The sequence below is a fragment of the Serratia grimesii NBRC 13537 genome, from assembly GCF_001590905.1.
Classification (GTDB): domain Bacteria; phylum Pseudomonadota; class Gammaproteobacteria; order Enterobacterales; family Enterobacteriaceae; genus Serratia; species Serratia grimesii.
Window position 1 is genome coordinate 522958 of record NZ_BCTT01000006.1, and the last position, 12538, is coordinate 535495.

At 53.1% G+C, this 12538-nt stretch carries 10 protein-coding genes; 6 read left to right on the forward strand and 4 right to left on the reverse strand.

Annotation, left to right across the window (positions count from 1 at the left end):
• Positions 1-99 precede the first annotated feature (99 nt).
• From rlmKL to rmf, 6 genes are all read left to right on the forward strand, one after another.
• Positions 100-2220 carry a bifunctional 23S rRNA (guanine(2069)-N(7))-methyltransferase RlmK/23S rRNA (guanine(2445)-N(2))-methyltransferase RlmL gene (rlmKL, locus tag SGR01S_RS09015; RefSeq protein WP_115185209.1) on the forward strand — a complete coding sequence of 707 codons (2121 nt, stop codon included), beginning with the start codon at positions 100-102 and terminating at the stop codon, positions 2218-2220.
• A 5-nt stretch (positions 2221-2225) separates the two neighbouring features.
• A complete protein-coding gene (locus tag SGR01S_RS09020) occupies positions 2226-4130 on the forward strand; it encodes an ABC transporter ATP-binding protein (RefSeq protein ID WP_061807241.1) in 1905 nt (634 codons plus the stop codon).
• A gap of 74 nt (positions 4131-4204) precedes the next feature.
• The gene (gene pqiA / locus SGR01S_RS09025; protein WP_051922596.1) at positions 4205-5521 is read left to right on the forward strand and encodes a membrane integrity-associated transporter subunit PqiA; all 1317 of its coding nucleotides are present in this window, start codon (positions 4205-4207) and stop codon (positions 5519-5521) included.
• The gene (gene pqiB, locus SGR01S_RS09030) at positions 5508-7154 is read left to right on the forward strand and encodes an intermembrane transport protein PqiB (protein ID WP_061807243.1); all 1647 of its coding nucleotides are present in this window, start codon (positions 5508-5510) and stop codon (positions 7152-7154) included. Before pqiA ends, pqiB begins: the two co-directional genes overlap by 14 nt.
• Positions 7151-7708, forward strand: coding sequence for a membrane integrity-associated transporter subunit PqiC (gene pqiC, locus SGR01S_RS09035; protein ID WP_061807244.1), 558 nt, complete (start codon positions 7151-7153; stop codon positions 7706-7708). Before pqiB ends, pqiC begins: the two co-directional genes overlap by 4 nt.
• Positions 7709-7979: 271 nt before the next feature.
• Positions 7980-8150 (forward strand): ribosome modulation factor, encoded by a 171-nt coding sequence (rmf, locus tag SGR01S_RS23675; protein ID WP_071827009.1) that lies wholly within the window; start codon positions 7980-7982, stop codon positions 8148-8150.
• Between the two features lie 64 nt (positions 8151-8214).
• Here the strand turns inward: rmf and fabF are convergent, their stop codons facing one another.
• The 4 genes from fabF to SGR01S_RS09055 form a co-directional block, all read right to left on the reverse strand.
• Positions 8215-9489 (reverse strand): beta-ketoacyl-ACP synthase II, encoded by a 1275-nt coding sequence (gene fabF, locus SGR01S_RS09040; RefSeq protein WP_061807245.1) that lies wholly within the window; start codon positions 9487-9489, stop codon positions 8215-8217.
• A complete protein-coding gene (locus tag SGR01S_RS09045; RefSeq protein ID WP_061807246.1) occupies positions 9486-10013 on the reverse strand; it encodes a winged helix-turn-helix transcriptional regulator in 528 nt (175 codons plus the stop codon). The genes fabF and SGR01S_RS09045 overlap by 4 nt, the downstream gene beginning before the upstream one ends.
• A gap of 128 nt (positions 10014-10141) precedes the next feature.
• On the reverse strand, positions 10142-10660 hold the full coding sequence (fabA, locus tag SGR01S_RS09050) for a bifunctional 3-hydroxydecanoyl-ACP dehydratase/trans-2-decenoyl-ACP isomerase (protein WP_037419266.1): 519 nt from the start codon (positions 10658-10660) through the stop codon (positions 10142-10144).
• 68 nt (positions 10661-10728) lie between these two features.
• Positions 10729-12480 carry an AAA family ATPase gene (locus SGR01S_RS09055; protein ID WP_172479775.1) on the reverse strand — a complete coding sequence of 584 codons (1752 nt, stop codon included), beginning with the start codon at positions 12478-12480 and terminating at the stop codon, positions 10729-10731.
• Positions 12481-12538 lie beyond the last annotated feature (58 nt).

Sequence of the window (12538 nt, forward strand, 5' to 3'; positions counted from 1 at the left end):
ATCCCCGTGCGATAATGAAATAGAAGGGAGCAACTTTATGACAAGCGGTCTGGATTAGCTATAATGCGCAACAATTTTCTTTTTGGTGATAAGTACGATATGAACTCTCTGTTTGCCAGCACGGCGCGTGGACTGGAAGAACTGTTAAAAAGCGAACTCGAAGCGCTGGGCGCTCACGCCTGTAAAGTCGTACAGGGTGGGGTACATTTTCAGGGTGACGATCGTCTTCTGTACCAAAGCTTGCTGTGGAGCCGTCTGGCCTCACGTATTTTGCTGCCACTGAATGAATTTCGTGTGCACAGCGACCTGGATTTGTATCTGGGTGTGCAGGCGATCGACTGGACGAACATCTTTGGCGTGGATAAAACCTTCGCCGTTCACTTCAGTGGCGTTAACGAAGAGATTCGCAACAGCCAATACGGCGCGTTGAAAGTCAAAGACGCCATTGTCGACAGCTTTACCCGCAAGATCGATCAGCGTCCGACAGTGGCGAAGCAGCAGCCGGACATTCGCGTTAATGTATTCCTGCAACGCGATATGGCCAGTGTTGCACTTGATTTAAGCGGTGAAGGCTTGCACCAGCGTGGCTACCGTGACTTAACCGGTCAGGCGCCGTTGAAAGAAAGTCTGGCGGCAGCGATTGTGCAGCGTTCAGGTTGGCAGTTGGGTACGCCGATGGTTGATCCAATGTGTGGTTCAGGCACGCTATTGATCGAAGCCGCGATGATTGCTTCCGATCGTGCACCAGGCCTGCATCGTCAGCATTGGGGCTTTACCGCCTGGAATGGTCATAATGCCGATCTGTGGCGTGAAGTGATCACCGAAGCACAGGTGCGTGCACGTCGCGGCTTGCAGGAAACCACTTCGCGTTTCTTTGGTTCCGACATTGATCGCCGGGTGATTGAAATGGCTCGTGGCAACGCCCGTCGTGCCGGCGTTGCCGAACTGATCACCTTTAACGTCAACGACGTTAGTAAGCTGACTAACCCGCTGCCGGAAGGCCCGACGGGGACAGTGGTCAGTAACCCGCCGTACGGCGAGCGTCTGGAAAGTGAACCCGCGCTGATTGCTTTGCATAACATGCTGGGCCGTATCATGAAGAGCGCTTTCGGTGGCTGGCAACTGTCGCTGTTCAGCGCATCACCCGAGCTACTGAGCTGCTTACAGTTACGTGCGGAACGCCAGTTTAAGGCCAAAAATGGCCCGTTGGACTGTGTGCAGAAAAATTACCAACTGGCGGAAAACCCGCAGGGTGCCGGTGGCGTGCAGGTAGCGGAAGATTTTGCCAACCGCCTGCGTAAAAACCTGAAGAAGCTCGACAAGTGGGCTAAGCAACAAGGCATCGAATGCTACCGCTTGTATGATGCTGACCTGCCTGACTATAACGTGGCTGTGGATCGTTACGGTAGCAAGATCGTGGTGCAGGAGTATGCGCCGCCAAAAACCATTGATGCGCAGAAAGCGCGTCAGCGTCTGTTTGATGTGATCAACGCCACGCTGGCAGTGCTGGAATTGCCGTCGAATCAGTTAATCCTGAAAACACGTGAACGCCAGAAAGGCAAAAATCAGTACGAAAAGTTAGCGCAGAAGGGCGAATTCTTGCTGGTGGAAGAATTCAACGCCAAGCTGTGGGTTAACCTGACAGACTATCTCGATACCGGTCTGTTCCTCGATCACCGTATTGCTCGTCGCATGCTGGGTGAGCTGAGTAAAGGCAAAGACTTCCTCAACCTGTTTGCTTATACCGGCACAGCCAGCGTGCATGCGGGTCTGGGCGGCGCGCGTAGCACCACCACGGTGGACATGTCGCGCACCTACCTGGAATGGGCAGAGAAGAACTTGCGTGTGAATGGCCTGACCGGCAAACAGCACAGATTGATCCATGCAGATTGCTTGTCATGGCTGCAAAATGCCGACGAGCAATTTGACGTGATCTTTATCGATCCGCCAACGTTCTCCAACTCCAAGCGTATGGAGAATACTTTTGACGTTCAGCGCGATCACCTGGTGTTGATGCAAGATTTGAAACGGTTACTGCGTCGTAACGGAACCATCATGTTCTCGAACAACAAGCGCGGTTTCCAGATGGATATGGCCGGCCTGAGTGCGTTGGGTCTGGAGGCGAAAGAAATCACTGCCCAGACACAGTCGCAGGACTTTGCCCGTAACCGTCAAATTCATAACTGCTGGCTGGTTACCCATGCCGGCGAAGGAAAATAATTACTATGTCGTTAATTAGCATGTCCGGTGCCTGGTTGTCCTTCAGCGATGCACCCCTTTTAGACAACACCGAAATTCATATTGAAGACAACGAACGCGTTTGTCTTGTTGGGCGTAACGGCGCCGGTAAGTCCACGCTGTTGAAGATCCTCGGTAAAGAAATCCCGCTGGATGACGGCCGTGTGATATACGAGCAAGATCTGATTGTGGCGCGTCTACAACAGGATCCACCGCGCAATATCGGCGGCACAGTCTTCGACTTTGTGGCGGAAGGCGTGGCTGAGCAGGCAGAACATCTGAAGGCGTATCATGCGATCTCGCATTTGGTAGAAACCGATCCAAGTGAGAAAAACCTGACGCGCATGGCGCAGATTATGGAAATCCTTGATCACCAGGGATTGTGGCAGCTCGACAGCCGTATCAGCGAAGTGCTGTTGCAGTTGGGCCTGAACGGCGATGCAGAACTTTCCTCGCTCTCTGGCGGCTGGCTGCGTAAAGCGGCGCTGGGCCGTGCGCTGGTGAGCTCCCCACGCGTACTGTTGCTCGACGAACCGACGAACCACCTGGATATTTCAACCATCGATTGGCTGGAAGGATTCCTGAAAGAATTCCAGGGCAGTATCGTGTTCATTTCTCACGACCGTTCCTTTATCCGTAACATGGCAACGCGTATTGTCGATCTCGATCGCGGTAAGTTGGTCTCCTGGCCGGGTAACTATGACCTGTACCTGCTGAGCAAAGAAGAAGCGTTGCGTGTGGAAGAATTACAAAACGCTGAATTCGACCGTAAGCTGGCACAGGAAGAAGTGTGGATCCGTCAGGGCATCAAAGCGCGCCGAACCCGTAACGAAGGCCGAGTACGTGCGCTGAAGGCATTACGTAATGAGCGCTCGGAACGCCGTGAAGTCATGGGCACTGCCAAAATGCAGGTGGAAGAGGCTGTACGCTCTGGCAAAATCGTGTTTGAAATGGAAAACGTTAACTATCAGGTTGGCGGTAAAGTGCTGGTGCGTGATTTCTCCGCCCAGGTACAGCGTGGTGACAAAATTGCGTTAGTCGGCCCAAATGGCTGTGGTAAAACGACGCTGCTGAAACTGATGCTCGGCCAGTTGAAAGCCGATAGCGGTCGCGTGCATTGCGGGACCAAGCTGGAAGTGGCTTACTTCGACCAACACCGTGCCGATCTGGATCCAGAGCGCACGGTGATGGACAACCTGGCAGAAGGCAAGCAGGAAGTGATGGTCAACGGCCGTTCCCGCCACGTACTGGGTTACCTACAGGACTTCCTGTTCCACCCGAAACGTGCGATGACGCCGGTGAAAGCCTTGTCAGGTGGTGAGCGTAACCGTTTGTTGCTGGCTAAGCTGTTCCTGAAGCCAAGTAATTTATTGATCCTCGATGAACCGACCAACGACCTTGACGTTGAAACGCTGGAATTGCTGGAAGAGCTGATCGACGGTTATCAAGGTACCGTGATGTTGGTGAGCCACGATCGTCAATTCGTTGATAACTCCGTGACCGAGTGCTGGATCTTTGAAGGCAACGGTGTGATCAGCACCTTTGTCGGTGGTTACTACGACGCGCACCATCAACGTGCGACGGCAAAACCGATCCGTCAGGTAGCGGCCGATCAGAACAAGCCTGTGGCGGAAAAAAAGGCTGAACAGTCGAAGAAACCTGCAGCTAAACTGAGCTATAACTTGTTACGTGAGCTGGAACAGTTACCGCAGCGCCTCGAACAGCTGGAAACGGAAATTACAGCGTTGCAGGCGCAAATGAATGATGCGGATTTCTTCACGCGTCCTCACAGTGAAACACAGCAGGTACTGACGGCACTGGCCGCAGCCGAAGGGGCGCTGGAAGAAGCGTTTGCCCGCTGGGAAGAGTTGGAAGCGATGAAAAACGGCTAACCGTTGATAATACCGCCCGCGCGCTGCTGCGGGCGGTATTGCCGTATCGGCGAGCAACGTTATTAAGGAGGAATATGGTGTGTTCCCACGCGAATCACGAGCAGCACAGTCACGCAACGCACGTACAACAGCAACAGGACAATCTGATGCTGTGTCCACAGTGCGACATGCTGGTGGCATTGCCGCCGCTGGCATATGGTTCCAAAGCGATATGCCCGCGTTGTAAAACAACCCTCAGCTCCCGCTGGGATGAACCGCGTAAGCGGCCGATCGGTTACGCCCTCAGTGCATTGTTCATGCTGGTGCTGGCGAATATTTTCCCTTTTATTAATATGCGCGTTGCCGGTCTCGGTAACGAAATCAAACTGATCCAGATCCCGCAGGTGATGGTGGCGGAAGATTACGCCAGCATGGCCACGCTGTTTATGGTGTTCGTTCAACTGATCCCGGCATTTTGCATGGTGGCGATCATTCTTTTGTGCGCCAGGGTATCTATTCCCATACGCCTGAAAGAGTGGATGGCCAAGATGTTGTTCCAGTTTAAAACCTGGTGCATGGTGGAAATTTTTCTGGCTGGGGTTTTGGTCAGCTTCGTTAAGCTGATGGCCTACGGTGATATTGGTGTGGGTAGCAGCTTTGTGCCTTATTGCCTATTTTGTCTGTTACAGGTGCGTGCCTTTCAATGTGTGGATCGCCGTTGGCTGTGGAATGATATTGAACCGGCACCGCGTCTCACACAACCGATGGAAGTCGGGCGCACGGGGCTGCGTCAAGGGCTGCGTTCCTGCCAGTGTTGCACGGCAATCCTGCCGGCGGACTTAACCGAATGTCCACGCTGCCATAGCCGTGGTTATGTGCGCCGCCGTCATAGCCTACAATGGACGTTGGCACTGCTGCTCACGTCGATCCTGCTGTATATCCCGGCTAATCTGATGCCTATTATGGTCACTGAGGCGCTGGGCAATAAACTTACCTCCACCATCATGGCTGGGGTGATCCTGTTGTGGGGCGAAGGATCTTACCCGGTGGCAATGGTGATCTTCATTGCCAGTATTATGGTTCCTTCGTTGAAAATGATGGCAATTGGCTGGTTGTGTTGGGATGCAAACGGCACGGGGAAAGCCAGAGCTGACAGCGAGCGCATGCACCTGATTTATGAAGTGGTTGAGTTTGTTGGTCGTTGGTCAATGATTGACGTATTTGTCATTGCCGTACTGTCGGCACTGGTACGGATGGGGCAATTGATGAGCATTTATCCTGACATTGGCGCACTGTTGTTCGCCATGGTCGTGATCCTCACTATGTTTGCAGCCATGACGTTTGATCCCAGGTTGACCTGGGATCGCGTAAACGAAACAAGAAAAAAGGAGCCGCAAGGTGACGGAAAATAATCATAGCGTCGCAGACGTTGAGAAGATCAAACGCTGGTCGCCAGTGTGGATCATCCCCATTGTCACAGCACTGATCGGCGCCTGGATCCTGTTTTACCATTTCAGCCATCAAGGCCCGGTAGTGACGTTAGTCACCACCACCGCAGAGGGACTGGAAGCGGGGAAAACTAAAATAAAAAGCCGCAGTGTCGACGTCGGTATTGTGGAGACGGTCACTCTGAGCGAAGACCTGAGCAAGGTGATGGTCGAGGCGCGTCTTAATTCCGGTATGGAGAAACTGTTGCGTCAGGACTCGGCCTTCTGGGTCGTGAAGCCGCAAATTGGTCGCGGGGGCGTTTCCGGCCTGGGGACGCTGCTTTCCGGTGCTTATATCGAGCTGCAACCGGGTACTAAAGGCAAGGCAGGCAAGAGCAATTATCAACTGCTGGACGCGCCGCCATTGGCTTCCCCTGACGCTAAAGGGTTACGCGTTGTACTGGACAGCGAAAGATCCGGACAGTTGAACGCCGGTGATCCGGTGTTGTTCCGCGGTTATCGCGTTGGCTCGGTGGAGACCAGTTATTTTGATCCCAAGATGCGTGCCATGCGTTACCAATTATTTATCTCCGCACCTTACGATCAATTGGTGACCAATAACGTACGTTTCTGGAAAGACAGCGGTGTGGCGTTCGATATGTCGGCGCAGGGGATGAGGGTGGAAATGGGCTCGTTGGCGACCTTGTTCAGCGGTGGCGTCAGCTTTGACGTGCCGGACGGATGGGACCGAGGTGAACTGGCGCAACCGAAAGCGGAGTACCACCTGTTCGACAACCAGCGCAGCATTCAGGATTCGCTGTATACCGTGCATAAAGACTACCTGCTGTTCTTCGCCGATTCGGTTCGCGGGTTGCAACCAGGCGCTCCGGTGGAATTCCGTGGTATCCGTCTGGGCACTGTTGGCCAGGTGCCGTTCTACCAAAAAGGCATGGTTCAGCGTCTGGATACTGACTACCGTATTCCGGTATTGATCCGCATCGAGCCGGATCGTTTCCAGAAGGAATTGGGCGGTAACTTCGATATTGAAGGCCATCTGAAAGATGCCGAGTCACGCGGTATGCGCGCTTCGTTGAAGTCTGCCAACCTGCTGACGGGGTCGTTATATGTCGATCTTGACTTCTATCCACAAGTGAAAGCCTGGAAAGGGCCGCGAGAGATGTTTGGTTATCCGTTGATGCCAACCACCAGCGGTGGCCTGGCGCAGATCCAGCAGAAACTGATGCAAACGCTGGATAAAATCAACTCGATGCCGCTCAATCCGATGATCGATGAAGCGACCAAAACGTTGGCTGAAAGCCAGAAAACCATGCAGACAACGCAGAAAACCATGCAGTCGTTGAATGACATCATCGCCAGCAGAGAGATGAAAGCGTTGCCGCAGGATATGCAGAAAACCTTGCAAGAGCTCAATCGCAGCATGAAAGGGTTCCAGCCAGGTTCTCCGGCTTACAATAAGATGGTCGGCGATATGCAACGTCTTGATCAGGTGCTACGCGAACTGCAGCCGGTGTTGCGTACTCTGAATGAAAAGAGCAACGCGCTGGTATTTGAAGCCGCGGGCAGTAACGATCCTCAGCCGAAGAAGGCCAATAAATGATGAAATGGATTCCGGTAGCCTTGGCGCTGTTACTCAGCGCCTGTAGCAGTACGCCACAGAAAACCTACTACCAATTGCCGGCATTGGGTACGCCGGCGCAGGTCAGCGGTGGCTCGACGTCGCGCCAACTGTGGCTGGAACACGTTAGCGTAGCGGATTACTTGGCGCAGAGTGGTGTGGTTTACCAGACCAATGATGTGCAGTACGTGATCGCCCAGAACAACCTCTGGGCCAGTCCGCTTGACCAACAGTTGCAGCAGACACTGGTCACAAACCTGAGCAGCGCCATGCCAGGCTGGGTCGTGTCTTCTCAGCCGATGAGCAGCGAGCAAGACGTACTTAATGTCAACGTTAGTGGCTTCCATGGACGTTTTGATGGCAAGGCGATCATTCGTGGTGAATGGGTGCTGAACCATCAAGGTAATCTGATCAAGCGACCGTTTAACCTGGAACTAAAGCAGGGTGAAGACGGCTACGATGCATTGGTGCGGACACTGGCACAAGGGTGGCAGCAAGAAGCACAAGACATTGCTGCTCAGGCCAGTCGTTTTTAGTCATAATTTGTACTAAAAGAGTCTAATCCCTCCCAGCGTGAAATTTTAAATTTACACGCTGGGAGGGTTTTTTGTTTTATTTCAATAGATTAACTTATTTTTGGCAGATCAGCCACTTAGCAAATTCTACGTGTGTAGCTCACAAATATGACATTGGCGTGAATTTTGCGCATTGATCTTCCCGTCATTTAGCGCTATTGGTTAAACGTGGCTGCGCAAAAAGCAGCCATTGTTTTCTTTCCACCAGACCAAAAAATGAGGGAAACGAGGCATGAAGAGACAGAAACGCGATCGTCTGGAAAGGGCGCATTCGAGAGGTTATCAAGCAGGTATTTTAGGGCGTTCCAGGGAATATTGTCCCTACCAATCATCGGTGGACGCCCGGTCTCAGTGGCTGGGAGGTTGGCGAGAAGCCATGGAAGACAGGGCTGTGACCGCTTAAGCGGCTCCCTGTCAAAAAAAGGAACAACCTCCGCCAAGCGCGGAGGTTTTTGTTTCAGGTAATATTATCCCTGCCAACGCTTCAGCAAAATACTTGCATTCACACCGCCAAAACCAAAGCCGTTCGACAGCGCATAGGTGATGGCCATAGGTTCAGCTTTCTTCGCCACCAGATGTAATCCTGCCGCCGCAGGGTCTGGATTGTCCAAATTCAGTGTGGCCGGTGCGATTTGATCGCGCAGTGCCAGCGCGGTAAAAATGGTCTCTAAACCGCCAGCAGCGCCCAATAAATGACCCGTAGCTGATTTGGTCGATGTGACGGCTACACTGCCATTCGTGCCGAACAGATGCTTGATGGCGTTAATTTCCCCTAAATCCCCCACCGGCGTGGAAGTTGCGTGCGCATTCAGGTGTTGAACCTGTTCTGGTGTTACGCCTGCTTGCCTGAGGGCAATTTTCATTGCGCGGTAGGCTCCGTCGCCATCTTCGGCACCAGAGGTCATGTGGTAGGCGTCTGCGCTGGTGCCGTAGCCGACAATTTCCGCCAAGGGCGTCGCCCCGCGAGCCAGCGCATGCTCCAGTGTTTCAATCACCAGCATGCCGGCACCTTCCCCCATAACAAAGCCGTTACGTTCGCTATCAAAAGGGCGTGAAGCCGTAACTGCAGCATCTGCTGGCGCTGTAGACATGGCGCGTGCTGCGGCAAAGCCACCAAGGCTAACAGTGTCAATTGCTGCTTCTGTACCGCCACACAGCGCGATATCTGCCTCATCGTTACGAATCATACGCACGGCATCGCCAATCGCTTGTACACCTGCTGCACAGGCTGTCACAGGGGTGCCAATCGGGCCTTTGAACTGATGTTTAATTGAAACGTGGCCTGCGGCCAGGTTAACCAGGAAGGAAGGGATGGTGAAAGGTGACAGGCGTTTGGCACCTCGGCTGTCGGTAGTGCGTACCGCCTGCGCGATGGCGGGGAAACCACCAATGCCGGAGGCGATCACCGTTGCAGTGCGTTCCTGCTTATCTTCGGTGTCGGCTTTCCAGCCTGCTTGTTGAATAGCCTCATCTGCTGCTGCCATGGCGAGGAGGATAAAGCGATCCATTTTCTTTTGATCTTTTGGCGCAACAGAACGATCCGGATCGAAACCAGCCTCGGCATCTTGTTCTAATGAAGGTACCTGGCCACCGACTTTAACTTGCAGGTCGGCAACGATCTCTTCCGGTAATGGGCGAATGCCTGACTGACCTTTCAGCAGACGCTGCCAGATAGCCTCTACGCCGCATCCCAATGGTGAAACGGCACCCATGCCGGTAATGACTATACGACGATTGTTCATAGTGACTCCTTGGATGATTCTGGGGGGAATGCAGAAAGGTACTGCTGCATCAGGGCTGCACGTTGGCGCATACCTTCTGTCGCCGCAGGCCCTGGTGCCAAAGTAATATTATGCAGCGCAATAGGCTGATGGGTGATGCTGTCGATCAGTTGTACACGTATCGGTTGTCCGGTGCGGCGATCGACCAATTCTGCGCTAATACCGTCATCGGCCAAGTGGGTGTTGCCCCAGTGAAACAGCGCAGCAAGCACGGGGAAAAAATCGTTGCCACGCTCGGTGAGCAGATACTCGTATCGAACTGGCCGTGTTTGATATCGCTGTTTATGCAGAATGCCGCTTTCCACCAGGAACTTTAGACGACGGGTCAATATGGTGGGCGAAAGCCCAAGGCTTTGCTGGAATTCATCAAATCTAGATAAGCCATGAAACGCATCGCGAAGTATCAGGATACTCCACCATTCACCGACACGATCAAGAGAGCGTGCGACCGGGCATGGCATGTTATCAAAACGAGTTTTTTGCATGGCACACCTCTTTGTAACTACAATAATTGTAGTTACTATTTAGCCGTTACGAATGTGTGCATATGAAGGCACAATATAACCACGGCGGGAAAATAAACGGCGACCGGTAAGGGCCGCCGTGACTGCGGTTAGAACGCAGCAGTGTCCTTGAACAGGCCCACTTTCAGATCGCTTGCAGTGTAAATGACTTGACCGTCGACCAAGACTTCACCATCTGCTACACCCATAATCAGTTTACGGATGATCACGCGTTTGAAGTTGATGCGGTAGGTCACTTTCTTCGCGGTTGGCAGTACCTGGCCGGTGAATTTAACTTCACCCACGCCCAGTGCACGACCTTTACCTTCGCCACCCAACCAGCCGAGGTAGAAGCCAACCAATTGCCACATGGCATCCAGACCCAGGCAGCCTGGCATTACCGGATCGCCGATAAAGTGGCAACCAAAGAACCATAGGTCCGGATTGATATCCAGTTCCGCTTCCACATAACCCTTGTTGTAGGTACCACCGTCTTCAGTCATTTTGACCACGCGGTCCATCATCAACATGTTACCTGCCGGCAACGGCGGGCCGCCAGCGCCAAACAGCTCGCCACGGCCGGATGCTTCGAGGTCTTCTTTCGTATAGGAGTCGCGTTTTTCTACCATGTTCTCAGTAAACCTTATTTTATTGAAGGGCGCAGATTAGCTTACACGTGTACGCTGAACAAGTCCGATCAGCCGTGGTTGAACCAGTTAAGCCAGCGAAGCGGCCATGGCCAGCGCCGACGTTCCTGTGGATTCACCTGTGCAATCCGTTCCTGAATAGCAGCTAATAGATTCGGCTGTTGTTCATCAGAGTAGGGGTAACCGGTGAGTAATGGCAAGGCCTCAGCGGCGCTATCGACGGCCCACAGATGGAACTGGCCTTCGCGTACCGCATCGACCACATCCTGGCGTAGACACAGATGGCGCACGTTGGTTGCGGGCAGGATGATGCCCTGTTTGCCTGTCAAACCACGACGTTGGCAAACTTCAAAAAAGCCTTCGATCTTCTCGTTGACGCCGCCAATTGGCTGCACATTGCCGAATTGGTCTACAGAGCCAGTAACCGCAATTTGCTGTGTGATCGGCTGCAATGACAGCGCACTGATGAGCGCACACAACTCAGCGAGTGAGGCACTGTCGCCATCTACTTCACCGTAAGATTGCTCAAAGACGATTGACGCGGAGAAGGGCAGCGGTTGGTCCAGTTCAAGTTCTGAAATCAGGAATGCCTGCATAATCATCATGCCTTTGGCATGAAGATTACCGCCAAGCTCGGCTTTACGCTCGACGTCGGTGAATTCGCCATCGCCAAGGTGGACGACACAGCTGATGCGAGAGGGCTCACCGAAACTGCGTGGATGACCTGGGTACTCTAATACCGACAGGCCATTGATCTGACCGACGACTTCGCCTTCAGTCTCAATCAGGATTTGGCCCAGTTCAATTTCATCCTGCATTCGTTCGGCAAGGTAGCTTTCACGCCATTCACGCGCATTCAACGCGGCTTCAAACGCTTTGGCAGTGATGTTTTCTTCTTCGACATACAGTGCTGCTTCAGAAAGCTGCTGGACGAGCCACAGTGGGGACAGCGGCAGATTGCCCTGATCGCCACTGTAACGTACCGCCTGTATCATCAGAGGGTACCAGGCGTCGGCTGCCAGAGGCGGTAGCTGCTTCTCATCAATCAGCGTATTGACGTAGCCACACCATTGAACCATGTCATCGATTTCGGTGAGTTGCAGGTCTTCTTCGTACTCACCGTAGACAGCTTGCTCACTCAGTTCCGGCTCAATATCATGGAAATCCGCAAGACCGTGACGATCGCCAACCACGATCAACCGCAACTCCAGCGGCATCGCCGGAATAGTGATTGGCAAAGGACGTGTTTCATCTGGGGAAACCCAATGGAACTGACGTTGGGTGATCATCTGCTTCAAACGCAACCACAGCAGCGGTTGGGCGAGCAAAGAACGCGCCGACAGGATCAGTACACCGCCATTGGCCTGATGCACCAGACCGGGTTGCAGGCTGATCTCGTCATTGTGGATCCTGACGCAGCCAAACAACTGTTCTGGTTCAACCCACTCCTGAAATACGCAGGCACCCCCGGCGGAAAATGGCTCATCACCGCGGCTGGCAGGTTCTACACTTACCTTGCTGCCTTGGATCACATAGTGACTGCCCTTGAACGCCGTATTTTTGGGTTGCAGTTGCTCAACTGCATGAGCGATCAGCGCCAAATACTCGCGCGTTTCTTGCGCTTTCAACAGCATGAAACGCGGTGGCGATTGTGGATGGCAAAACAGCGTCAGTGCATTTTCCAGACGTGGCTGAATAGTGGCAAAGGACACGGGAGCCAACTGCGCGGCGGTATCAAATATCGCTTGATAAGGCGTAACGTCCGGCAACAGTGATTGCCATTCAAGTCGGTTATTGGTCAAAGTGTTAGATGCAATCGTCAAAAAGGGAAAGGGCGATTATACAAGAATAATGGCAGCT

Bases quoted from the DNA above. Each gene is read 5' to 3' on its own strand.
- rlmKL (WP_115185209.1), top strand. From the start codon at position 100: ATGAACTCTCTGTTTGCCAGCACGGCGCGTGGACTGGAAGAACTGTTA.
- SGR01S_RS09020 (WP_061807241.1), top strand. From the start codon at position 2,226: ATGTCGTTAATTAGCATGTCCGGTGCCTGGTTGTCCTTCAGCGATGCA.
- pqiA (WP_051922596.1), top strand. From the start codon at position 4,205: ATGGTGTGTTCCCACGCGAATCACGAGCAGCACAGTCACGCAACGCAC.
- pqiC (WP_061807244.1), top strand. From the start codon at position 7,151: ATGATGAAATGGATTCCGGTAGCCTTGGCGCTGTTACTCAGCGCCTGT.
- rmf (WP_071827009.1), top strand. From the start codon at position 7,980: ATGAAGAGACAGAAACGCGATCGTCTGGAAAGGGCGCATTCGAGAGGT.
- fabF (WP_061807245.1), bottom strand. From the start codon at position 9,489: ATGAACAATCGTCGTATAGTCATTACCGGCATGGGTGCCGTTTCACCA.
- SGR01S_RS09045 (WP_061807246.1), bottom strand. From the start codon at position 10,013: ATGCAAAAAACTCGTTTTGATAACATGCCATGCCCGGTCGCACGCTCT.
- fabA (WP_037419266.1), bottom strand. From the start codon at position 10,660: ATGGTAGAAAAACGCGACTCCTATACGAAAGAAGACCTCGAAGCATCC.